22 protein-coding genes and 1 pseudogene are annotated in these 23,570 nt (G+C 60.6%); 10 read left to right on the plus strand and 13 right to left on the minus strand.

The window, feature by feature from the left end:
• Position 1 precedes the first annotated feature (1 nt).
• On the plus strand, positions 2-940 hold the full coding sequence (locus BLR63_RS22255; protein WP_010566731.1) for an MlaD family protein: 939 nt from the start codon (positions 2-4) through the stop codon (positions 938-940).
• A complete protein-coding gene (locus BLR63_RS22260; RefSeq protein ID WP_010566730.1) occupies positions 937-1,551 on the plus strand; it encodes an ABC-type transport auxiliary lipoprotein family protein in 615 nt (204 codons plus the stop codon). The genes BLR63_RS22255 and BLR63_RS22260 overlap by 4 nt, the downstream gene beginning before the upstream one ends.
• Before the next feature lie 100 nt (positions 1,552-1,651).
• Here BLR63_RS22260 and BLR63_RS22265 read toward each other — a convergent pair whose 3' ends face one another.
• The 5 genes from BLR63_RS22265 to BLR63_RS22285 all read right to left on the minus strand — a co-directional run bounded on the left by BLR63_RS22265 (position 1,652) and on the right by BLR63_RS22285 (position 6,035).
• Complete coding sequence (locus BLR63_RS22265; RefSeq protein WP_010566729.1) at positions 1,652-2,881, minus strand: nucleoside recognition domain-containing protein; 1,230 nt, start codon at positions 2,879-2,881, stop codon at positions 1,652-1,654.
• Between the two features lie 95 nt (positions 2,882-2,976).
• Positions 2,977-4,308 (minus strand): glutamate/aspartate:proton symporter GltP, encoded by a 1,332-nt coding sequence (gltP, locus tag BLR63_RS22270; RefSeq protein WP_010566728.1) that lies wholly within the window; start codon positions 4,306-4,308, stop codon positions 2,977-2,979.
• A 729-nt stretch (positions 4,309-5,037) separates the two neighbouring features.
• Positions 5,038-5,502, minus strand: coding sequence for an inhibitor of vertebrate lysozyme family protein (locus tag BLR63_RS22275; RefSeq protein ID WP_010566727.1), 465 nt, complete (start codon positions 5,500-5,502; stop codon positions 5,038-5,040).
• Between the two features lie 2 nt (positions 5,503-5,504).
• Positions 5,505-5,669, minus strand: coding sequence for a DUF1328 domain-containing protein (locus BLR63_RS22280; RefSeq protein ID WP_003170804.1), 165 nt, complete (start codon positions 5,667-5,669; stop codon positions 5,505-5,507).
• Positions 5,670-5,750: 81 nt separating this feature from the next.
• Complete coding sequence (locus BLR63_RS22285) at positions 5,751-6,035, minus strand: hypothetical protein (RefSeq protein ID WP_010566726.1); 285 nt, start codon at positions 6,033-6,035, stop codon at positions 5,751-5,753.
• A 377-nt stretch (positions 6,036-6,412) separates the two neighbouring features.
• Between BLR63_RS22285 and algB the strand changes: the two genes are divergently transcribed.
• The gene (gene algB, locus BLR63_RS22290) at positions 6,413-7,759 is read left to right on the plus strand and encodes a sigma-54-dependent response regulator transcription factor AlgB (protein WP_010566725.1); all 1,347 of its coding nucleotides are present in this window, start codon (positions 6,413-6,415) and stop codon (positions 7,757-7,759) included.
• A 10-nt stretch (positions 7,760-7,769) separates the two neighbouring features.
• Positions 7,770-9,557, plus strand: a complete 1,788-nt coding sequence (locus tag BLR63_RS22295; protein ID WP_010566724.1) for an ATP-binding protein — start codon at positions 7,770-7,772, stop codon at positions 9,555-9,557.
• Between the two features lie 37 nt (positions 9,558-9,594).
• Here the strand turns inward: BLR63_RS22295 and BLR63_RS22300 are convergent, their stop codons facing one another.
• The 6 genes and pseudogenes from BLR63_RS22300 to BLR63_RS22325 form a co-directional block, all read right to left on the minus strand.
• Positions 9,595-10,371, minus strand: a complete 777-nt coding sequence (locus BLR63_RS22300) for an N-acetylmuramoyl-L-alanine amidase (RefSeq protein WP_010566723.1) — start codon at positions 10,369-10,371, stop codon at positions 9,595-9,597.
• A gap of 88 nt (positions 10,372-10,459) precedes the next feature.
• Positions 10,460-12,511, minus strand: a complete 2,052-nt coding sequence (locus tag BLR63_RS22305) for a GGDEF domain-containing protein (RefSeq protein ID WP_010566722.1) — start codon at positions 12,509-12,511, stop codon at positions 10,460-10,462.
• Positions 12,508-13,386, minus strand: a complete 879-nt coding sequence (locus BLR63_RS22310; protein WP_010566721.1) for an endonuclease/exonuclease/phosphatase family protein — start codon at positions 13,384-13,386, stop codon at positions 12,508-12,510. Before BLR63_RS22310 ends, BLR63_RS22305 begins: the two co-directional genes overlap by 4 nt.
• Positions 13,387-13,396: 10 nt before the next feature.
• Complete coding sequence (dsbA, locus tag BLR63_RS22315) at positions 13,397-14,032, minus strand: thiol:disulfide interchange protein DsbA (protein WP_010566720.1); 636 nt, start codon at positions 14,030-14,032, stop codon at positions 13,397-13,399.
• Between the two features lie 168 nt (positions 14,033-14,200).
• Entirely contained in the window at positions 14,201-14,821 is a 621-nt protein-coding gene (locus tag BLR63_RS22320) for a c-type cytochrome (RefSeq protein ID WP_010566719.1), read from the minus strand.
• Positions 14,822-14,857: 36 nt separating this feature from the next.
• Positions 14,858-15,156: pseudogene (locus tag BLR63_RS22325) on the minus strand (c-type cytochrome).
• A 192-nt stretch (positions 15,157-15,348) separates the two neighbouring features.
• Between BLR63_RS22325 and yihA the strand changes: the two are divergent.
• Positions 15,349-15,990: a ribosome biogenesis GTP-binding protein YihA/YsxC gene (gene yihA, locus BLR63_RS22330; protein ID WP_010566717.1), complete on the plus strand. Its 642-nt coding sequence runs from the start codon at positions 15,349-15,351 to the stop codon at positions 15,988-15,990.
• 269 nt (positions 15,991-16,259) lie between these two features.
• Here the strand turns inward: yihA and polA are convergent, their stop codons facing one another.
• Positions 16,260-19,055, minus strand: coding sequence for a DNA polymerase I (gene polA, locus BLR63_RS22335; protein ID WP_010566716.1), 2,796 nt, complete (start codon positions 19,053-19,055; stop codon positions 16,260-16,262).
• A gap of 74 nt (positions 19,056-19,129) precedes the next feature.
• On the opposite strand from polA, the gene BLR63_RS22340 reads away from it, so the two are divergent.
• Positions 19,130-19,420, plus strand: a complete 291-nt coding sequence (locus tag BLR63_RS22340) for a DUF2782 domain-containing protein (protein WP_010566715.1) — start codon at positions 19,130-19,132, stop codon at positions 19,418-19,420.
• Between the two features lie 57 nt (positions 19,421-19,477).
• Positions 19,478-20,431, plus strand: a complete 954-nt coding sequence (locus BLR63_RS22345; RefSeq protein ID WP_010566714.1) for a homoserine kinase — start codon at positions 19,478-19,480, stop codon at positions 20,429-20,431.
• Between the two features lie 65 nt (positions 20,432-20,496).
• Here BLR63_RS22345 and BLR63_RS22350 read toward each other — a convergent pair whose 3' ends face one another.
• The gene (locus BLR63_RS22350; RefSeq protein ID WP_042947329.1) at positions 20,497-21,426 is read right to left on the minus strand and encodes a zinc ABC transporter substrate-binding protein ZnuA; all 930 of its coding nucleotides are present in this window, start codon (positions 21,424-21,426) and stop codon (positions 20,497-20,499) included.
• A gap of 58 nt (positions 21,427-21,484) precedes the next feature.
• Between BLR63_RS22350 and BLR63_RS22355 the strand changes: the two genes are divergently transcribed.
• Genes BLR63_RS22355 through znuB form a run of 3 tightly spaced genes read left to right on the plus strand, consistent with a single transcriptional unit; the run spans position 21,485 to position 23,533 of the window.
• Positions 21,485-21,967 (plus strand): Fur family transcriptional regulator, encoded by a 483-nt coding sequence (locus BLR63_RS22355; protein ID WP_010566712.1) that lies wholly within the window; start codon positions 21,485-21,487, stop codon positions 21,965-21,967.
• Positions 21,967-22,752, plus strand: coding sequence for a zinc ABC transporter ATP-binding protein ZnuC (gene znuC / locus BLR63_RS22360; protein ID WP_010566711.1), 786 nt, complete (start codon positions 21,967-21,969; stop codon positions 22,750-22,752). Before BLR63_RS22355 ends, znuC begins: the two co-directional genes overlap by 1 nt.
• Entirely contained in the window at positions 22,745-23,533 is a 789-nt protein-coding gene (gene znuB, locus BLR63_RS22365; protein WP_010566710.1) for a zinc ABC transporter permease subunit ZnuB, read from the plus strand. The genes znuC and znuB overlap by 8 nt, the downstream gene beginning before the upstream one ends.
• Positions 23,534-23,570: the final 37 nt, after the last annotated feature.

Consider the following 23,570-nt stretch of genomic DNA (forward strand, 5'->3'; position numbering starts at 1 on the left):
CATGGAAACCCGAGCCCATCATGTGATGATCGGTTTGTTCAGCGTGATCGTGGTGGTCGGCGCGATGCTGTTTGGCCTGTGGCTGGCCAAGTCCAGCGTCGACACGGCCTTCCAGGATTACGAAGTGATCTTCAACGAAGCGGTCAGCGGCCTGTCCCAAGGCAGCTCCGTGCAATACAGCGGGATCAAGGTCGGCGATGTGATCAGCCTGAGCCTGGACCCCAAGGACCCGCGCCGCGTGCTCGCACGCATCCGCCTCTCCGGCCAGACACCGATCAAGGAAGACACCCAGGCCAAGCTGGCCCTGACCGGCATCACCGGTACGTCGATCATCCAGCTCAGCGGAGGTACGCCGCAAAGCCCGAAACTCAAGGGTAAGGACGGGGCACTGCCGCAAATCATCGCCTCGCCATCACCCATCGCGCGCCTGCTCAATAACAGCAATGACCTGATGACCAGCGTCAACCTGCTGCTGCACAACGCCAACGAGATGTTCTCCCCGCAGAATGTCGAACGTCTGAGCAACACCCTGGACCACCTGGAACAGACCACTGGCGCCATCGCCGACCAGCGCGGCGATATCAAGGTGGTGATGCAACAACTGATGCAGGTGAGCAAACAGGCCGGTGCCGCCCTGGAACAGACCACCGCGCTGATGCGCAATGCCAATGGCCTGCTCAGCGATCAAGGCAAGCAAGTGTTCGGCAGCGCCGAGCAAGCGATGAAATCCCTCGAGCAAAGCACCGCAACCATCAACACCTTGCTGACCAACAACAAGGACTCGGTGAACAGCGGCATGCAGGGCCTCAACGAACTGGCGCCGGCCGTGCGCGAACTGCGCGAAACCCTCGGCTCGCTGCGCGCCATCTCTCGCCGCCTGGAAGCCAACCCCAGCGGTTACCTGCTGGGCAGCGACAAGAACAAGGAGTTCACGCCATGAAGCGTGCTTACCGACTGATTGCCCCTGTGGCGCTGGCGGCGCTGGTCAGCGCCTGCTCGATCTTGCCCAAAGCCGAGCCCTCGGACGTATACCGCCTGGCGTCCGCCCAGACGACCAGCCAGGCCACGCCAGTGACCTGGTCGCTGCGCGTCAACAAACCCCAGACCAGTGAGTTTCTCGACAGCCCGCGTATCGCCGTGGTGCCCAATGGCGACCTGATCAGCAGCTACGCCAGCTCGCGCTGGAGCGATCCGGCGCCGGTGCTGCTGCGCAACCGCTTCATGGATGGCTTCCAACGCGATGGCCGGGTGACGCTGCTGAGTACCGACGACACCAATCTGCAGGCCGACTATGAGTTGGGCGGACAATTGCAGGCGTTCCAGAGTGAATACCGGGGTAATGCGCTGGAGGTGGTGATTCGCCTGGATGCACGCCTGGTACGTGGGCGCGATCAGCGCATCGTGGCCAGCCGACGCTTTGAAATTCGCCAACCGGTGAGCGATACCAAAGTCCCGGCGGTCGTGACCGGGTTTGGGCAGGCAGGGGATCAGTTGAATAAACAGGTAGTGGATTGGGTGGTGGCGCAAGGCAACAGTGCGTCGAAGGGCTAGGGCCTCATCGGGAGCAAGCCCCCTACCACAGTTGAGCGTATTCATCCTGACGGAATGCGCTCAAGTGTGGGGGGGCTTGCTCCCGATAGCCTTCCAAGCCTTAACCAAAGAACCAGTAACACACCGAAATCGCCGCCACCACACCGGCAAATTCCGCCAGCAACGCACACCCCACCGCATGCCGCGCGCGCTGAATGCCCACCGAGCCGAAATACACCGCCAACACATAGAAGGTGGTCTCGGTACTGCCCTGAACCGTCGCCGCCACCAGCGCCGGAAAGCTGTCGACGCCCTGGGTCTGCATGGTCTCGATCAACATCGCCCGCGCCGCACTGCCAGAGAATGGCTTGACCATCGCGGTCGGCAGCGCGTCGACGAAGCGCGTGTCCAGGCCGGTCCAGGCCACCACATGGCGAATGCCTTCGAGGCCGAAATCCAGCGCCCCGGATGCACGCAACACGCCCACGGCACACAACATCGCCACCAGATAGGGCAGCAGGTTCTTGGCGACATCGAAGCCTTCTTTGGCACCTTCGACAAAGGCCTCGTACACCTTGACCTTGCGCAACGCGCCGATCAGCAGGAACACCATGATCAGCCCGAACAGCGTGAGGTTGCCGAGGATCGACGACAGCCCGGCCAGCGCAGTCGCCGACAGAGTCGCCAGCAGCGCCATGAACCCACCGAGCACCAGTGCCCCCGGAATCAGGTACGCCAGCACCACCGGGTCCCACAGCCGCAGGCGCTGCATCACCGCCACCGACAGCAAGCCCGTCAGGGTCGACGCGCTGGTGGCCAGCAGGATCGGCAGGAACACCAACGTCGGATCAGCCGCACCTTGCTGGGCGCGGTACATAAAGATGGTTACCGGCAACAGCGTCAGCGAAGACGCGTTGAGCACCAGAAACAGAATCTGCGCGTTACTGGCGGTGTTGGGGATCGGGTTGAGTTCCTGCAGCGCTTTCATGGCCTTCAAACCGATGGGCGTGGCGGCGTTATCCAAGCCCAGGCCGTTGGCCGCGAAGTTGAGAGTAATCAGGCCGATGGCGGGGTGGCCGGCGGGCACTTCCGGCATCAGGCGACGGAACAAGGGGCCAAGCGCCTTGGCCAGCCATCCGACGATCCCGGCCTTCTCGGCGATGCGCAAAAAGCCCAGCCATAGCGTCAGGGTGCCGAACAGCAGCACCATCACTTCCACCGACAATTTGGCCATGGCGAAAATACTCTCCACCATTGCCGCGAAAATCCCAGCGTTACCGCCAACCAGCCATTGCGCCAGTGCTGACACCATTGCCACGACAAAGAAGCCAAGCCACAGGCCATTGAGCATCAGTTGAATCCCCCGAAAGATGGGCCGAATGATAGCGGGGTCGGCAGAAACGACAAACCCCGGATTTCCCGGGGTTTGTTCGCATCACGCCAGCATCAGCCGCGGCTGGTCTCACCGACCGGCAGCGCTTCCTTGCTGCGCCAGTGCGGCAGGGAGTTCCAGTAGCGCTCGCCCTTGGCGTCGTCGTACATGCCTTCCCAACGGGAGATGATCAACACTGCCAGGGCGTTGCCGATTACATTGAGTGCGGTACGCGCCATGTCCATGATGCGGTCGACACCGGCGATGAACGCCAGGCCTTCCAGCGGAATGCCCACGCTGCCCAGGGTAGCCAGCAGCACCACGAAAGACACGCCCGGCACACCAGCGATGCCTTTGGAGGTGACCATCAAGGTCAGCACCAGCATCAGTTGCTGACCGATCGACAGGTCGATGCCATACAACTGAGCGATAAAGATCGCGGCGATGCTCTGGTACAGGGTCGAACCGTCGAGATTGAACGAGTAACCGGTCGGTACCACAAAGCTGCAAATGGCCTTCGGCGCACCGTAGGCTTCCATCTTCTCGATCACACGCGGCAGCACGGTTTCGGAACTGGCGGTGGAATAGGCCAGCACCAGCTCATCCTTGAAGATGCGCATCAGCTTGATCACCGAGAAGCCGAACAGGCGGGCGATCAGGCCCAGGACCACAAAAGCGAAGAACAGGATCGCGACGTAAACCAGGATCACCAGCTTGGCCAGCGGCAGCAAGGAGGCGAAGCCGAAGTTGGCGACGGTCACCGCGATCAGCGCGAACACACCGATAGGCGCGTACTTCATGATCATGTGGGTGACTTTGAACATGCTTTCGGACACGCCCTGGAACATCGTCACCAGCGGTTCGCGCAGCTCGGGCTTGAGGCTCGACAGGCCGAGGCCGAACAGCACGGAGAAGAAAATGATCGGCAGCATCTCGCCACGGGCGACGGCGGCAAAGATGTTCGACGGAATCAGGTTGAGGATGGTCTGGACGAACGCATGCTCATGTTGCACTTCCGCCGCGGTCGCCTGGTACTTGGAAATGTCCACGGTACCCAGGGTACTCATGTCGATACCGGTACCCGGATGGAAGAAGTTGGCCAACAACAGGCCGACCACGATCGCGATGGTGGTGACGATTTCGAAGTAAAGGATGGTTTTGACGCCGATGCGCCCGAGCTTTTTCGCGTCGCCCACGCCGGCAATACCAACGATCAGCGAGGAAATCACAATCGGGATCACGATCATCTTGATCAGGCGGATAAAGATATCGCCCGCGGGCTGCAACACATTGCTGATCCACCAGGCCTTTTCAGCACTGAAATGGTTGAGCACTGCCCCGATTGCGATCCCCAACACCAAACCGATGAGGATCTGCCAGGCGAGGCTTAGCTTTGCCTTCTTCATGTCATTACCCTTACTTCAAGTGGACCTAAGGCAAATGCGCCAGCTGCAACGCTCGTAAGCGAAAAAGTGTGTGCATCTGCCTCCATGGAAGGTCACCGCAGCGTGGCCGAAATGGCTTACTGGCAGGCGAAAAAAGGCGCAACTATTCCCATGCAAGGGAGCGACGTCTAATGCCGTAAACGCCTACCCTATGCCGAATCGGCATGAGTTTTTTTGATAATAACTGTCCGAATGGTCAGTTCAAATGCGACATTTTGCCTGGCAGAAATGCCGTTAACCGGCCATTTCAGGCTTTCGCAGAGATTTTGTGGGACTTCGGGCCATTGGCAGAAATGTCTGGCAATTCAGGGCCATGGCGTCAGAAATGTCCTATGGCGCGGACAAAACTTTCTCGATAGATGGTCGCGTGGACACACCAGGTAATGGTTGTGAACGTGCGAAAAGCCAATTCTGGACTAAGAGCGGCATAAAAGGCGGGAGGGTAATTTCATAAGCCCGCCGCAAGTTCAGCAAGCTTGAGGACTTGTGAACTTGCGTCGCAGCTTTTTGCCTGACCCGGCCCTTGCGCAGGTACTCCCTGTACCCGTAGGTCACGCCGATCCCGATTGATCAGAGCAACCCGGCCCCCTGGTCATGCATCACCCTTGGCGAGCGATGCAGACAGAAAGAAGCGAGGGGCTTCTTTCTATAGAAGCAGGTGCCGTTGATGACAGACGTATCAGACGGCACCTAGTACCAATTCGGATCTTTCTTCAGTTGCTCCATCAGCAACTTCTGCATGCCTTCGTCCGGCTTACCGATAAAACGGTAATCGGCGTGCCGCGTGGGCGACTTGTCCGCCGGCAATCCCGCAGGAACTTCCACCAACATGGCGTAGGCATCTTCCTTGTCGAAGCTGAAGGCGACGATCAGGCGCTTGTTCAGGCACGTGTCGGCAGTCTCGCAGAGTGGCCCGACCAAATACTTGTCGCCATCTTCTTCCACGGCATTCATTTGCTCGGCCGTACCCGACAGGTTCATCACCCATTCCGGCAGGCGCTCTTCTTTCTTCACCACGCCTTGCCAGGTCTCGCGGTATTGCGGGTCCGCACTGAGCAGTTCGTTGGCCCGCGATTGGCCGTCGTTGGCGGCCATCGCCAGACCGCTGCCGCCCACAAGCAGGGCGGCAACCATGGCTTTAAAGGAAGGGGTCATGTTCAGCCTCGGCCGCGACGACCGAAGAAGAACGATGCGATAAACATCACCAGGAAGACGACAAAGAGAATCTTAGCGATACCCGTGGCGGTGCCCGCGATACCACCGAAGCCCAGGACAGCAGCCACAATGGCGATGATCAGAAATGTGATTGCCCAACTCAACATGGTGATTCTCCTTACGCTTCTATAAGAGGTAACAGCGGTAGTGCTGTACGAACGCTCAACACAAGCGCCCGATTTTGTTGCCTAGAAAACCCAACGTTCTTGGGTGGGCAGCTCGCCCAGGCTCGAATCCTGGTCGGCCACACGTAATTGCTTGGCGGCTCCATCGGCAGAAACGCTGCCGATGGAACTGAAATGAGTCTGGGTCGTCACCGGGCGTTCGAACGACGGGGCTTGCTGCGGACTCTGCTGCCAATGCTGCAGTTGCTGACCGGCAATCAGCGTGACCATCAGCGCCAGGCTGGCAAACAGGCCTTGCTGCAAGCGTAGTGGCGATAAACGCAGTTGGCTGAGGCTGTGGCGAGTCATGCTGAAGTTCTCCCGCGTTCTGATTATTCGTTGGGAAAGCTATTGCAGAGCGCATGCCAGCTTTTTTGTAAAATAAATATCAATAAAATCAATAAGTTAAATATAAGCGTTTTGCCAATCACCCAGCATCCTGCACGATGCCCCCCTGTGCGCCGTGCGAATTGCACGACGGCCAGTGGTCGGATAAAGGGACATAAAGCGGATATCGAGTTGCCGAAGTGGCAAGAAGGCATGAAAACGCCAGCAGGCCGGGCTTTGTAGGACGTATGACAGATACGTGCACGACGCTTCTTTTTATCGATCAGAATCAACCATGCAACTTGCCCGATTATTCCGGGACTAAACACCATCATTCATAGTTAAGGAGCGCGGGACAGATGGGATCAGCCAAGGAACTTCAAGGCCGCATTCTTTTAGTGGATGACGAATCCGCAATCCTGCGCACCTTCCGTTATTGCCTGGAAGATGAAGGCTACACCGTCGCCACCGCCAACAGCGCCGCCCAGGCCGATGCGCTGATGCAGCGCCAAGTGTTCGACCTGTGCTTCCTTGACCTGCGCCTGGGTGAAGACGATGGCCTGGTGGTGCTGGCGCAGATGCGCATCCAGGCCCCCTGGATGCGCGTCGTGATCGTGACGGCCCATTCGGCGGTCGATACTGCGGTGGACGCGATACAGGCGGGCGCCGCCGACTACCTGGTAAAACCCTGCAGCCCCGACCAACTGCGCCTGGCCACCGCCAAGCAGCTGGAGGTGCGCCAACTCTCCGCGCGCCTGGAAGCCTTGGAAGGCGAAGTGCGTCAACCAAAAGACGGCCTCGACTCTCATAGCCCGTCGATGATGGCGGTGCTGGAAACCGCGCGCCAGGTGGCGGGCACCGACGCCAACATCCTGATCCTGGGCGAGTCCGGTACCGGTAAAGGCGAACTGGCTCGCGCCATTCACGGTTGGAGTAAACGGGCGAAGAAATCCTGCGTGACCATCAACTGTCCATCGCTGACAGCAGAACTGATGGAAAGCGAGCTGTTCGGCCATAGCCGCGGCGCTTTTACCGGTGCCAGCGAGAGCACCTTGGGCCGCGTCAACCAGGCCGACGGCGGTACATTGTTTCTCGACGAGATCGGCGATTTTCCCCTCACACTGCAACCTAAGTTGCTGCGTTTTATCCAGGACAAGGAATACGAGCGCGTGGGCGACCCGGTCACCCGCCGCGCCGATGTGCGCATCCTCGCCGCCACCAACCTGAACCTGGAGGACATGGTGCGCGACGGCCGCTTCCGCGAAGACCTGCTCTATCGCCTCAATGTCATCACCTTGCACCTGCCGCCGCTGCGCGAACGCAGCGAAGACATACTGACCCTCGCCGACCGCTTCCTGGCGCGCTTCGTCAAGGAATACGCGCGACCGGCACGCGGCTTCAGTGATGACGCCCGCGAAGCGCTGCTGAACTATCGCTGGCCGGGCAATATCCGCGAGCTGCGCAACGTGGTGGAACGCGCCAGCATTATCTGCCCTCAGGAAAAAGTCGAAATCATCCACCTCGGCATGGCCGAGCAACCGACCAACAACGCCCCGCGCATCGGCGCCGCACTGAGCCTGGACGAACTGGAAAAAGCCCACATCGGTGCGGTGCTCGCCACCAGCGATACCCTGGACCAGGCAGCTCGCACCCTCGGTATCGACGCGTCGACCCTGTATCGCAAACGCAAACAGTACAACCTGTGAGCGGCACCTTATGAAGCTAGCGATGACACTGCGCACTCGATTGTTCCTGAGTATCTCAGCGCTGATTACCGTCGCCCTGCTCGGATTGATCCTCGGTCTGGTGAGCGTCATGCAGATGGCCAAGACCCAGGAGTCCTTGATTCGCAGCAACTTCACCACCCTGGACCTGGGGCTCAAGCTGCGCCAGAGCCTGGGCGACCAGTTGATGATGATGCTGGAGCAGCGCCCCGATCCTGAGGCGCTGAACGTCGCCAAGCAGCACTACTTCGACCTGCTGGACCAAGGTGTCGCCCACGAACAGCGCAATGGGCAGGGCATCGGTTTCAGCCAGGCCCGAGGCGAGTACCAGAATCTGCTGGAAGCGTTTGACCAATCCCAGCAACCGTCGCCGCCACCGGGCAGCAAGGAAAAACTCACCGAAACCTTCAACGTACTGCGCAACAGCCTGATCGACGAACACAAGCAGGCGCTGGAAAACATCAGCAACAGCGAACACAAGTCCCGCGAACGCGCGTTGCTGATCGCCGGTCTGCTGGGTTTGGTGGGGCTCGCGGTGCTGATCATCGGATTTGTCACCGCCCATGGCATCGCCCGGCGGTTTGGCGGACCGATCGAAGCGCTGGCCAAGGCCGCGGACAAGATCGGGCAGGGCGACTTCGAAGTGACGCTGCCGATCTCTTCGGCGGCCGAAATGAACCAACTGACCCGTCGCTTCGGCATCATGGCCGAGGCCCTGCGCCAACATCAGGCGACCAATATCGATGAACTGCTAGCCGGCCAGCAGCGCCTGCAAGCGGTGCTCGACAGCATCGATGACGGCCTGCTGATGATCGACCGCGAAGGCCGCCTGGAACACCTCAACCCCGTCGCACAGCGCCAACTGGGCTGGGATGAAGATCGTCTCGGCCAGGGATTGGGCGAGGCACTGGTGCGTCCGGAACTGGACGAACAACTGCGACTGGTGCTGCGTGGCGGTAACCTGGAACGGGCCCCCGATGACCTGGAAGTGGAAGTCGAGGGCGAACTGCGCTTGCTGACCTACAGCCTTACGCCCGTCAGTCATACCCAGGGACATATTCTCGGGGCGGTGATGGTGCTGCATGACGTCACCGAACAGCGCGCCTTCGAACGGGTGCGCAGCGAGTTCGTATTGCGCGCCTCCCATGAGCTGCGCACGCCGGTGACCGGTATGCATATGGCGTTCGGGTTGTTCCGCGAGCGGGCGAAGTTCCCCGCCGACTCCCGTGAAGCGGACTTGCTGGATACGGTCAATGAAGAGATGCAGCGCCTGATGCAGTTGATCAACGACTTGCTCAACTTCTCGCGCTACCAGAACGGCCTGCAGAAACTGACCCTGGGGCCGTGCGACGTCATCGACCTGCTTGAACACGCCCGTGCGCGCTTCCTGGAGCAAGCCAACACGCAACATATCGAACTGCTGGTAGAAGCCCAATCCGACCTGCCGCGGCTCTATGCCGATCAGCCGCAACTGGAACGGGTACTCGACAACCTACTGGGCAACGCCCTGCGCCACACCGCCGAAGGCGGGCAGATTCGCCTGCAGGCGCGTCGCCATGGTGAACGGGTGATTATCAGCGTCGAGGACAACGGCGAGGGTATTGCCTACGGACAGCAGGGACGGATCTTCGAGCCCTTCGTCCAGGTCGGTCGCAAGAAAGGCGGTGCCGGCCTGGGGCTGGCGTTGTGCAAGGAGATCGTGCAATTGCACGGCGGCCGCATGGGCGTGTATTCGCGGCCGGGGCAGGGCACCCAGTTCTATATGGCGCTGCCCCTTTAGGAACCGCCTTTTGTGGCGAGGGCGCTTGCTCCTGCAATTAACGCCGGTTCAATGCCCGCAAGATCGCAGCACTTTCGGCATCCGGCGTGCCATCAAACAGCGACGGGCGGAAATGCATCTGGAACGCGGCAATCACGTGACGCGTGGCAACATCCAGCTCACCGGTCTGAGGGGTCTGGTAGCCCAGACGGGCCAACTCTTCCTGGAACCAGGTAATGCTCGGCAGCTCCGTGGCGTACTGCGCCTTGAAGCGCGCAACGGCCTGGGCCTCGGGCCACATGCCCAACCCTTCGGCAGCCAAGCGTTTCCAGGGGAACAACGGACCGGGGTCCAGCTTGCGCAGTGGCGCGATGTCGCTGTGACCAATGATGTTCTTGGGGTCGATGCCATTACGCTTGCTGATGTCCTTGAGCAGCACCACCAACGATTTCACCTGCGCTTCTGAATACGGGTACCACAAGCGCCCGGTCGGGGTGTCCTTGTAGCCAGGGTTCACAATCTCGATACCGATGGAGCTGGAGTTGAGCCAGGTGCGGCCCATCCACTCGCTTTCCCCGGCATGCCAGGCGCGCTGGCTTTCATCAACCAGCTTGTAAATGGTGGCGGAGGCGTCGTCGCCGATCAGGTAATGGCTGCTGACCTGGCCATGGGTGAGCAGCGCCAGGGAGCGGTCGAGGCTGGCCGAGGTGTAGTGGACGACCACGAACTGCACGCGGTTGTCGTAGTTCACCGAGGGGTGGCGGGTATCGAATCGAGGGCCGCTGGCGCAGCCCGAGAGCAGGAGAAAAACAAAGGCGAAGTACAAGGATTTCATGGCGGAAGGCAATACACAGAAGAGAGTAATGCAACAGTGTAACGTACCGTTTATGGCTCGGCGGTCAAATTACAAAATGGCACATCTTTTAAGCCGCCTGCACTTGGTTGCGCCCCGCAGCCTTGGCCCGATACAACGCCGCGTCGGCACGCTTGAGTGCCACATCGCTGCGTTCTCCCGGCTGGAACTGCGCCACCCCCATGGACACGGTGATCGTCACCGGCTCCCCCTTGAAGTGAAACGGGCACGCTTCGATCGCCGCGCGCAACACCTCGCCCGCGGCCAGCGCATCCGTCAGCGATGAGTTGGGCATCAACATTACAAACTCTTCACCGCCGAAGCGCGCAATGAAGTCGCTTGCGCGCAGACGCTTGCGCAGCACGCTGGCGATAATTTTCAGCACCTTGTCGCCGGCCAGGTGGCCATAACCGTCATTGATGCGCTTGAAGTGGTCCAGATCGAGCATCGCCAGCGACAGGCTGTTGCCGCGCTGGTGCCAAAGGTTGACCTCCTGATCGAGGCGCTCGCTCCAGGCTGCGCGGTTTGGCAGGCCGGTGAGCGGGTCGAGCAGTGCTTTCTGGCGTTGTACCTCCAGGTGCTCGCGATAACCCTGGGCCTCCTGCTCCATGTTGGAAACGCGCTCGGCCAGCCCTTTCAGGCGCGCCGCCACTTCCTGCTCGCGCTGGTCTCGTTGCTGCTGGTGCTCGTCCATCGTGCCGAGCAAGCCTTCCAGATGGCTTTCCAATACATGCTTGAGGCTGTCCAGGTCGGCAGCCTCCTGCACGCTGCTTTGCATGCCATCCACCTGTTCGCGGATCTGCGTATCCAGCTCCCTGGCGGCGGAACGACTGTCGGCATGGTCGTCACTGGCGATCTGCAAGTGCCCCTGGAACGCTTCAAGGCGCTCGTTGAGTTGCTTGAGATACGCCTCGAACTCATGCTGGCCGCTGTCGGTGACGGCCAGCATCAACACCGCCAGGTCATCGAGGATCGGCAACAATTCGTACCAGTTCAAACCATGGGCCAGACGCTCGCGCATGGCTTCGGCCTGGGGCCGATGGCGCTCAGGCAAAGACAGGTCTTCCAGCAAACCGAGCAGGGTACCTTCGATGTGCTTGGCCACGGAGCTGTAGGAAGGCTCCGGCGAATCGGGCAAAGAATACAGGCCACCGGATAGCAGCTCATCGGGGTCAGGCTCCTGCGCCTCAAGCACAGGAGGCAGTGACAGGCTGCCGATGACCGTCTCATCGGGCGTATCACGCTGAACCACAGGTGCCTCGATAAAGGCGGCGAGGGCGCTCTCGGGCGCGGTTTTCTCTGCCTGAGGCTCGGGCTTCCCGGGCTCGACACCTGCGACGGGAACCTCAACCGGCGCCACCTGAGCCGGGGCCTCGTAGACGAACGTTTCGCTGGCAACCCCGACATTGGCCGGTGCTGCAGGCTCAGGCTGCGGGGTAACCGGCGCTTGAGGCTGTGGCGCAAAGGCACGCAGCGCGAGTGCCAGTTCCTCGGATTGTTCGGGCGCCTGAGGCTCGACGACAGGTTTGGCCGCGACAGGTTGCGGGGCCGGGATGGGAGCCGGCTCACTTGCCGCCGTCTCAGTCGCCACTTCCTTGGTCCCAAACAGGCGCTGCAAGAGCCCAGGACCGGGGCGCGTGGTTTCGCCGTCCGGTTCCAGGTTATTCAGCGCCTGCCCTTGCAGACCGCTCAACTCGCTGAGCAACAGAGGGATCTCGCGGGCCTGGCTGACTCGCCCGTCCAACTGCTTGGCAAAGGTTTTCAGCGGCCGCGCGACCTCACGTGGCAGCGGCAGTTTTTGCAATTGGGTGACCAGGGCGGTCAGCGCGGTGTTGATCTGCTCCACACGGGTTTCGCGACGCTGCTCCGAATCCAGCACGGCTTTTTCCAGGCGCGGCAGCAAGGCGGTAAGGGCCGCATCCATATCATCCGTGCGGACAACTTCACGCATTTCCTTCATGCATTGATCGACCGCGCGGTCGGTCCCTTCAGCCGCCAGCGTGCTGCGCACCAGACCACGGCGCAGCAGGTCGAGCCGGGCAGCCCAACGGCGTTCGAGCTTCTCTTGTTGCTCGATACTTTGCAGGTATTTTTCTTTCCAGCGCTGGGCGTCGTCGCTCATGCAAGGGGTCCGCGAGGGCCTGGGCTCAACGCGGGCAATGCATCAGCCGAGAGCGAACCCGGCAGACGAATCTCTACCGCGACCGGCAGGTGATCGGAGATGGGCTGCGCCAGAACCTGCACGCTTTCGAGCGTGAGGGTCGGGCTTAGCAGGATATGGTCAAGACAGCGTTGCGGACGCCAGCTGGGAAACGTGGCTTCGACTTGCGGTGCCAGGAGCCCAAGGTCGCGCAACGGGGAATTCAGCAACAGGTCGTTGGCATGGGTGTTCATGTCCCCCATCAATACCTGGTGCTTGTAATTGCCAATCAGCTCGCGGATGTAGGCCAGCTGCAGGGTGCGGGCACGTGCACCCAGCGCCAGGTGCATCATCACCACCACCAAGGCTTCAGGGCCTTCGCCAAAACGCACGAGGATTGCCCCCCGGCCCTTGGGGCCTGGCAAGGGATGATCCTCGATGGCCGATGGCTTCAAGCGACTGAGCACGCCATTGCTGTGCTGCGCCAGGCGCCCGAGGTTGCGATTGAGTTGTTGGTACCAATAGGGGAAGGCACCCAGTTGGGCCAGATGCTCCACCTGGTTGATATAGCCGGAGCGCATGCTGCCGCCGTCGGCTTCCTGCAGGGCAACCAGGTCGAAGTCATTCAACAGGTTGCCGATCTTTTGCAGGTTGTCGGCACGCCCCTGGTGGGGCAGCAGGTGCTGCCAGCCACGGGTGAGGTAGTGCCGGTATTTTTCGGTACTGATGCCTACCTGAATATTGAAGCTGAGCAATCGCAGACGACTGTCCTGCGCCAGTCCCGTGGATTCCAGGTGATGTTCGTTGACCTGCGGATCACGCAGGCCGACAACGCGTTCGGTACGCCAGCGGCGCATGGCGGGCCCCTTACTTGGCTGCCCGTTCTTTGGCGATCAACTGGTCGGCGACGTTGAGGGTCTGCTCAGGACCACCGGAGGTGCCCAGGTCGAAACGGTATTTGCCGTTGACGATCATGGTCGGTACGCCTTGCACGCCATACTTCTGCGCCAGCTCCTTGGCTTGCTTGATCTGGCCTTGGATGGCGAAGGAGTTGAAGGTGGCCAGGAACTTGTCCTTGTCGACACCTTGGGTAGCGACGAAGTCAGCCATATCCTCAGGCTTGGTCAGACGCTTGCCTTGTTTCTGGATGGCGTCGAATACCGCGTTATGGACCTTGTGCTCCACCCCCATGGCTTCCAGGGTCAGGAACAACTGGCCGTGGGCATCCCACGCGCCGCCGAACATGGCAGGGATACGCTTGAAGTTCACGTCGGAAGGGAGTTTTTCGACCCATGGATTGATGGTCGGTTCAAAAGCGTAGCAATGCGGGCAACCGTACCAGAACAGCTCCACCACTTCGATCTTGCCCGGTACCGATACGGCAACAGGGTTGGCCAATTCAACGTAGGTTTTACCGGCTTCAAGCGGCACATCGGCGGCTTGTGCGGTGATGCCGAAGAGGCTGGCAGTGACGAGAGCGGCGCTGAGGATCAGATTACGCATGCTTTACTCCTAGACAAATAAAGTCGCCTCACGCGACCTTTGTTGTGACAGGTCCACGGGGGCATGAGTTCGTTAGTGTAACGGCACCGGCCACAAAAAAGGGCGGCCTGGGCCACCCTTTTTATGCTTGCATCACGGGATTAATCGAGTGTTAACGTTGCGCCTCGATCAGTGCAGGCCCTGGATGTATTGGGAAACAGCTTCGATATCTTTGTTGCTGAGCTTGGCCGCGATGCTTTGCATGATTTTGGTATCGCCGTCGTTGGTGCGATTACCTTCACGGAAGTCCGTCAGTTGCTTGGCGACATACTGCGCATGTTGCCCGCCCAAATGCGGGAAGCCTGCTTCGGCAAGACCTGCGCCGTTAGGCGAGTGGCAGCCGATGCAGGAAGGCATGCCTTTTTCCAGGTTGCCGCCGCGGAACAGATCCTGGCCACGTGCGACTTGTTTCGGATCAGCAGCTCCCACACTGCCTTTCTGGCTGGAGAAGTAAGCGGCGATATCCGCCAGTTCCTGGTCGCTGAGGTTGGTCAGCAAACCGGTCATTTCCAGCACCACACGCTTGCCACTCTTGATGTCGTGCATCTGCTTGGTCAGGTAACGCTCACCCTGGCCGGCCAGTTTAGGGAAGTTCGGTGCCGGACTGTTACCATCCAGTCCATGGCAGGCACCACATACGCCGGCTTTCGCTTGACCGGCAGTGGCATCACCTTTAACAGGGTCCCCTGCAGCGACGGCAGCGCCGGTGATGCCCAAGGTCAACAGCAGACTCACGATCAGTTTGTTCATCAGCTAATCCAACTACGGCTAAGGGTTTAAGAGTTATCAACCGGGTTTACTCACCATCATTTCAATGACGGCCTGGTAATCCTCGGTCCAGCAGTCCATGCACAAACCACGCGGCGGCATTGCCTTGAAACCCTGAGTCGCGTGTCGCACCAGCGTCTCCATGCCATGCGCCAGTCTTGGCACCCAGGCTGCCTGGTCACCCCGTTCGGGGGCGTTCGGCAGTTGGCCGGCATGGCAAGCCACGCAAACTCGGTTGTACACCACTTCCGGATCCTGTGTAGCCTGAGCGCCGAAAAACGGAATCAGGACACCGAAGCGAGCAACCATCTGGTCATACATCGACCTTTTCAGGGTTTGAGAGCGTTTTGCGTTCTAATGCGCAATAAAGGTCTATCGCTCCCGTGAACTCCGTCCTTCGCTGGGACAAAGCACACACAAAATCTGCGGCATTATATACTGGCGCTACTGAAACGGAAACGACACCGCTTGCCGCACCCTTTCTCGGCACCGCCCACATCGGAAATCTCATGCAACTCAAGAACCCCATCCTCGGCCTGTGCCAACAGTCCACCTTCATGCTCAGCGCCGCCAAAGTGGACCAATGCCCGGATGACGAAGGCTTTGAAGTCGCCTTTGCCGGTCGCTCCAACGCCGGTAAATCCAGCGCACTGAACACCCTGACCCACGCCAGCCTGGCGCGCACCTCGAAAACCCCGGGCCGCACGCAGTTGCTCAACTTCTTCAAGCTAGACGATGATCGGCGTCTGGTCGACCTGCCGGGCTACGGTTATGCAAAAGTACCTATCCCGCTGAAACTGCACTGGCAGCGTCACCTGGAGGCTTACCTCGGTGGCCGGGAGAGTTTGAAGGGGCTGATCCTGATGATGGACATCCGCCATCCAATGACCGACTTCGACCTGCTGATGCTCGACTGGGCCGTCGCCAGCGGCATGCCGATGCACATCCTGCTGACCAAAGCCGACAAGCTGACCTACGGCGCGGCCAAGAACACGCTGCTCAAGGTGCAGGCGGAAATCCGTAAAGGTTGGGGCGACACGATTACTATCCAGCTGTTCTCGGCTCCCAAGCGCCTGGGCCTGGAAGAGGCTTACACCGTGCTGGCCGACTGGATGGAATTGGCGGACAAGGGCGCGCAAATCGCGGAATGACTTTTCTGCGGGCAAAAAAAACCCCGGACTTCGTATGGGGAGGGGAAGTTCGGGGTTCAAGTTCCGGACCGCTAGGGCGGGGTCCAGATATCTGCCAACACTTAACACAACATAGGAGCATTGAAGGGCTTCACCACCCATTCAGTAACTCTGAGTAGCGATTCACGGGTTAAGTTCCAGCAGGCTAAAAAAACTATTGGGAATAACCGACGTCGATTTCCGGACTAAAGCACTCTGCCACCACGCCACGTGGTGGCAAAACCCCGGAATCAGTGGGCTTCGTCCCAGTTATCCCCCACGCCCACGTCAACCAGCAGCGGTACATCCAGTTGCGCTGCCGCACTCATGTGCTCGCGAATCTTCGCGCTGACTTCTGCGACCAGATCCTCACGCACCTCCAGCACCAGTTCGTCGTGTACCTGCAGAATAACCTTGGCGTCCAGGCCCGACTCGGTCAGCCAGTTGTCCACACGCACCATGGCTTTCTTGATGATATCTGCCGCAGTGCCCTGCATGGGCGCGTTGATCGCGGTGCGTTCTGCGGCCGCGCGCTCCTGAGGCTTGTTGGAGTGGATATCCGGCAGGTACAACCGGCGGCCGAAGAGGGTTTCCACATAGCCTTGATCGGCAGCCTGGGTGCGGGTGCGCTCCATATACTCACGAACCCCGGGATAACGGGCGAAGTAAACATCGATATACGCCTTGGCCGTCTTGGTATCGACGCCGATGTCCTTGCCCAGCTTCTGCGCGCCCATCCCGTAGATCAGGCCGAAGTTAATGGCCTTGGCGCTGCGGCGCTGATCAGAGGTGACCTTATCCAGCTCAACCTTGAACACTTCGGCCGCCGTGGCCGTGTGCACATCCAGGTTATGGCGGAAGGCATTCATCAGCCCTTCGTCCTTAGACAGGTGCGCCATGATTCGCAGCTCGATCTGCGAATAATCCGCCGCCAGCAGTTTGTAGCCCTTGGGCGCGATAAATGCCTGGCGGATGCGCCGCCCTTCAGCGGTGCGCACCGGAATGTTCTGCAGGTTCGGGTCGCTGGAAGACAGGCGCCCCGTAGCGGCCACCGCCTGGTGATAAGACGTGTGGATACGCTTGGTACGCGGGTTGATCTGTTCCGGCAGACGGTCGGTGTAGGTGCTTTTCAGCTTGCTCATGCTGCGGTACTGCATCAGCACCTTGGGCAGCGGATAGTCATCTTCGGCCAGCTTGGCCAGCACTTCTTCGGCCGTCGAAGCCTGCCCCTTGGCGGTCTTCTTCAGTACCGGCAGGCCCAGCTTTTCGTAGAGGATAGCGCCGAGCTGCTTGGGCGAACCGAGATTGAACTCCTCACCGGCGATCTCGAAGGCCTGGCGCTCGAGTTCAACCATCTTGTTGCCCAGCTCAATGCTCTGCACGCCGAGCAACTGCGCATCCACCAGGGCGCCCTGGCGCTCGATGCGCGCCAGCACCGGCACCAGCGGCATCTCGATGTCCGTCAGCACACTGGCCAGGCTCGGAATGGCCGCCAATTGGGCGAACAGCGCCTGATGCAAGCGCAGGGTCACGTCGGCGTCTTCGGCGGCGTAGGGGCCGGCCTGTTCCAGCGGGATCTGGTCGAACGTCAGTTGCTTGGCGCCTTTGCCGGCGATGTCCTGGAAGCTGACGGTGTCATAGTCCAGGTACTTCTTGGCCAGGCTGTCCATGTCATGCCGGGTCGCGGTGGCATTCAACACATAGGACTCAAGCATGGTGTCGAAGGCAATGCCGCGTACGGTTATGCCCTGGGCAGGGTCGCCGCCGATGGCGCAGTTCGCGAGAATGTTCATGTCGAATTTGGCGTGCTGGCCGACCTTGAGCTTGGTCGGGTCTTCCAATAGCGGCTTCAAGGCCAGCAACACGCTGTCGCGATCCAGTTGCTCCGGGACGCCCATGTAGGAATGGGTCAGCGGGATGTAGGCTGCTTCATGGGGCTGCACCGCGAACGAAACGCCCACCAATTGCGCCTGTTGGGCGTCGATACCGGTGGTTTCGGTGTCAAAGGCGAACAATTTGGCGTCGTTGAGCTTCTTCAGCCAGGTGTCGAAGGTCGCCTGGTCGAGAATGGTGGTGTATGTCGCCTCTGCGGGCGCGACGACCACTGGCTCAGTGACCTCTTTAACGACCGGCGCAGCATCGGTCGACGCCTTGAGCTCCGCGCGCTTGGTATCGCGTTGAATCTCTTCGTACCAGCTCTTGAACTCCAGCAGCGCGTACAGCTCCAGGAGTTTTTCACGGTCCGGCTCGATCAGATGCAGGTCGTCCAGACCCACGTCCAGCGGCACATCGACCTTGATAGTCGCCAACTGATACGACAGGAATGCCATTTCCCGATGCTCTTCAAGCTTGGCCGGCAACGTCTTGGCGCCCCGGATAGGCAAGGTCGGCACGATATCCAATTGTTCATAAAGCTCTTTAAGGCCGCCATTCACACCCACCAGCAAGCCGGAAGCCGTCTTGGGACCAATGCCCGGAACGCCAGGGATGTTGTCGGACGAATCGCCCATCAACGCCAGGTAATCGATGATCTGCTCTGGTGCGACGCCAAATTTCTCCTTTACGCCCTCAACATCCATCGAGCTACCAGTCATGGTATTGACCAAGGTAATGTGCCCGTCGACCAGTTGCGCCATGTCCTTGTCGCCGGTAGAAATCACCACCGGCCGGTTGGCGGCCGCGCTGCTGCGGGCCAGGGTGCCGATCACGTCATCGGCCTCCACGCCTTCGACACACAGCAACGGGAAGCCCAAAGCGATCACGCTCTGATGCAGCGGCTCGATTTGCAGGCGCATGTCGTCGGGCATGCTCGGACGGTGGGCTTTATATTCGGCGTACATTTCATCGCGAAAAGTCCCACCCTTGGCGTCGAACACCACCGCGAACGGGCTGTCCGGGTACTGCTTGCGCAGGCTTTTGAGCATGTTCAACACGCCCTTGACCGCACCCGTCGGCAAGCCTTTGGAAGTGGTCAGCGGTGGCAGCGCGTGAAAGGCGCGGTACAGATAAGAAGAACCGTCCACCAGGACGAGGGGTGCTTGGCTCATGAGCAGGATCAACCTTTTCGGCGGGTCTGGCGCTAGAATAGCCGGACCATTGAAAACAAAGGGACAAGGTTATCATGCGTACACTTAATCGCCTGCTGTTGACCGGCCTGATCGCACTCGCTCCGATGGCTGCCATCGCGGCGGACAGTGCCCCATCGGGTGATCCGGAAGTTACCATTCGCACGGAAGGCGACAGAACCATTCAGGAGTACCGCCAAAATGGTTTCCTGTATGCGATCAAAATTACGAAGAAAGGCTTTCCACCGTATTTCCTGGTGCGCGCGGACGGAACCGATGCGAACTTCATCCGCTCTGACCAGCCGGATATGCTGATCCCGTCATGGAAGATCTTCGAATGGAAATGATTTCTTAACTTCAATTGGCGCCGCGCATCGCGGCGCCCGTACCTGGCAGTTTTAACCATGTCTGTGTTCACCCCCCTGGCTCGGCCCGAGCTGGAAACCTTTCTCGCCCCTTATGGCCTCGGCCGCCTGCTTGACTTCCAGGGGATTGCCGCCGGTAGTGAAAACACCAATTTCTTCATCAGCCTGGAGCAGGGCGAGTTCGTCCTGACCCTGGTTGAGCGCGGCCCGGTCGCGGAAATGCCGTTCTTCATCGAACTGCTCGACGTGCTCCACGACGCCGACCTGCCGGTACCTTACGCCTTGCGCACCACCGATGGCGTGGCCTTGCGTACACTGGCGGGCAAGCCGGCGCTGTTGCAACCGCGCCTGGCCGGCAAGCACATCAAGGACGCCAACGCGCAGCATTGTGCTCAGGTCGGTGAACTGCTTGGCCATCTGCACCTGGCGACTCAAGGCGAGAAGGTGCTGGAGCGCAAGACCGACCGCGGGCTCGATTGGATGCTCAGCGAAGGTGCGCAGTTGATTTCGCACTTGAACGACACCCAGCAACACCTGTTGCAAGACGCATTGACGGAAATCGAAGCCCAAAAGGCTGACATCCTCGCCCTGCCACGCGCCAACGTTCACGCCGACCTGTTCCGCGACAACGCGATGTTCGAAGGCACCCACCTGACCGGCCTGATCGACTTCTATAACGCCTGCTCGGGACCGATGCTGTACGACGTGGCGATTGCGCTGAACGACTGGTGCTCGGATGCCGATGGCATGATCGACGCGCCACGCGCCCGCGCACTGCTGGGCGCCTACGCGGGCCTGCGGCCGTTCACGGCCAAGGAAGCCGAGCTGTGGCCGACGATGTTGCGCGTGGCGTGCGTGCGGTTCTGGCTGTCACGCCTGATCGCGGCGGAATCGTTCGCCGGGCAGGATGTGTTGATCCACGATCCGGCCGAGTTCGAACACCGGCTCGCGCAACGACAGCAGGTCGCCGTCCACCTGCCGTTCGCCCTCTAAAGACCTGCTCGGTCAAGAAAGTGGGAGCGGGCTTGCTCGCTCCCACAAGGGTGATGCGTTGGCGGTCAGAGGGATTCCAGGCAGCCCGCCAAGTCATTACCCAACTTTTCCAATACCTGCTCGTAACCCTGGGCCGTGGCCGGGGTGTAGCCGCCCAATGCGTCCAGCTCGGCCAGTTTCACCGGCAGCCCGGCGACCAACGTCTCGGCCAGACGTGGACGCAGCGGCGGTTCGCTGAACACGCACGTCTTGCCCACTTCCTGCAGACGCGTGCGCATCGCCGCCACGTGCTGGGCACCTGGCTGCACTTCGGCGGCAACGCTGAACACACCGGTGTGCTTGAGGCCATAAGCATCTTCGAAGTAATCGAAGGCTTCGTGGAACACGAAGTAAGGTTTGTCACCGATCGGCGCCAGACGGGCTTTCAAGCGCGCATCGAGGGCGTCCAGGCGCTCGTCGAACGCCTTCAGGTTGCTCTGGTAACGCGCGGCATTGGCCGGATCGGCGCCAGCCAAATCGGCAGCCATCCGCGCAGCAATCACACGGGCGTTTACGGTCGATAGCCACAAGTGTGCATCCAGGCTGCCGGGGCGGTGATCGTGGTCGTGTTCGTCGGTATCGTCGGCGTGGGAATGGCTATCTTCGGCGAAACGGCGGAGTTTCATGCCCAGAAGGTCCTGCACCGCCACTGTTGTCGCCGTACGACCTTTGAGCACGCGAGGCAGGAAACCTTCCATGTCCGGCCCGATCCAGTACAGCAGGTCCACCGACTGCACGCGCCGCACGTCGGATGGGCGCAACGCATAGTTATGCGGCGATGCACCCGGCGGCAACAACACCTCCGGGACCGCCACACCGTCCTGCACCGCCGCCGCAATCAACTGCAACGGCTTGATGCTGGTCAGCACCTTGACCTCGGCCTGAGCGGCGCCGGTGACAAGCAAACTGGCGACAAATACGACAAAAACGGGAAAAAGTCGGGACACGATGACCACTCAATGGCGTAGGAACGGGTAACATAATAACGTCTCTATCAAATATCTGTCGCCGCTCATGCCTATAACACCACTTGCCAGCCGTCCCCATGACCATTCTCACTGCGTGCATACCGCGCTGTCGGAGGCCGACACTCTGTGCGGGCAAAAGGGCTTGCGCCTGACTGCCTTGCGTCGTCGGGTGCTGGAGCTGGTGTGGCAGAGTCACAAACCGCTGGGCGCGTACGACATTCTCGGCGTGCTCAGCGAGCAGGACGGGCGCCGTGCGGCGCCGCCCACGGTGTACCGTGCCCTGGATTTTCTGCTGGAAAACGGCCTGGTGCACCGCATCGCTTCGCTTAACGCCTTTGTCGGCTGCAACCACCCGGAGCACGCACATCAGGGCCAGTTCCTGATCTGCCGCCAATGCCACGCCGCCATCGAACTTGAACAAAAAAGCATCAGCGACGCCATTATCAAGAGTGCCGCCGATGTCGGCTTCCAAGTCGAAGGGCAAACGGTCGAAGTGGTCGGTCTCTGCTCGGGCTGCCAGGGGGCTTGATGAGCAACGCGTTAATCCGCCTGGAACATGTCGGGGTCACATTCGCCGGGCAAAAGGTGTTGGATAACATCGCACTGAGCGTCGAACCGGGGCAGATCGTCACCCTGATCGGCCCCAACGGCGCCGGCAAGACCACCCTGGTGCGCGCCGTGCTCGGCCTGCTCAAGCCCGACACCGGCAGCGTGTGGCGCAAGCCCAAGCTGCGCGTGGGCTATATGCCGCAGAAGCTGCATGTCGATCCGACCCTGCCACTCTCAGTGCTGCGCTTTTTGCGCCTGGTGCCCGGCGTGGATCGCGCTCGCGCCCAGGCAGCCCTCCAGGAAGTCGGCGCCCAACAGGTGATCGACAGCCCGATACAAAGCATCTCCGGCGGCGAAATGCAGCGCGTCCTGCTGGCCCGCGCCCTGTTGCGCGAACCGCAATTGCTGGTGCTCGATGAACCCGTCCAGGGCGTCGACGTCGCCGGCCAGGCCGAGCTGTACAGCCTCATCACCCGCCTGCGCGACCGCCTTGGCTGCGGCGTGCTGATGGTCTCCCACGATTTGCACCTGGTGATGAGCACCACCGACCAGGTGGTGTGCCTGAACCACCACGTATGCTGCTCCGGCCACCCGGAACAGGTCAGCGGCGACCCGGCCTTCGTCGAGCTGTTCGGCAAGAATGCCCAGAGCCTGGCGATTTACCACCACCGTCACGACCACGCCCACGACCTGCATGGCGCCGTGGTCGACGATCCCGCTGCGCCCCACACTCACGTTCATGGAGATAGCTGCAAGCATGGCTGATTTTCTGCTCTACGCCCTGCTGGCAGGCTTGGCTCTGGCGCTGGTGGCGGGCCCGCTGGGCTCGTTCGTGGTCTGGCGGCGCATGGCGTATTTTGGCGACACCTTGTCCCACGCCGCGCTGCTGGGCGTGGCCCTGGGCTTCTTGCTGGATGTAAGCCCGACCATCGCCGTGACCGTCGGCTGCCTGCTGCTGGCGGTGCTGTTGGTGACCCTGCAACAGCGCCAGCCGCTGGCTTCCGACACGCTGCTGGGCATCCTGGCGCCGAGCACCCTGTCCCTGGGCCTGGTGGTCCTGAGCTTCATGCATGAAGTGCGCATCGACCTGATGGCCTACCTGTTCGGCGACCTGCTGGCGATCAGTCCGACGGATCTTTCGTGGATTCTCGGCGGCAGCGCAGCGGTGCTGGTGCTGCTGGTAACGCTGTGGCGCCCGCTGCTGGCAATCACCGTGCACGAAGAACTGGCCACGGTGGAAGGCTTGCCGGTACCCGCGCTGCGCATGGCCCTGATGTTGTTGATCGCCGTGGTGATCGCTGTCGCGATGAAGATTGTCGGCGTATTGTTGATCACGTCACTGCTGATCATTCCCGCCGCCGCCGCCCAGCGCCACGCCCGCTCGCCGGAGCAGATGGCGATCGGCGCCAGTGTGCTGGGGATGCTGGCAGTGTGTGGGGGCCTGGCGCTGTCCTGGTTCAAGGACACGCCAGCCGGGCCGTCGATTGTCGTCGCGGCCGCCGCCCTGTTTCTGCTGAGTTTTGTCCTGCCCCGTCGAGGGGTGTAGACTTGCTCGCTTTTTGCGCAAATAGAGAGTCGCAGGA

It is taken from the genome of Pseudomonas extremaustralis, from assembly GCF_900102035.1.
GTDB lineage: Bacteria > Pseudomonadota > Gammaproteobacteria > Pseudomonadales > Pseudomonadaceae > Aquipseudomonas > Aquipseudomonas extremaustralis.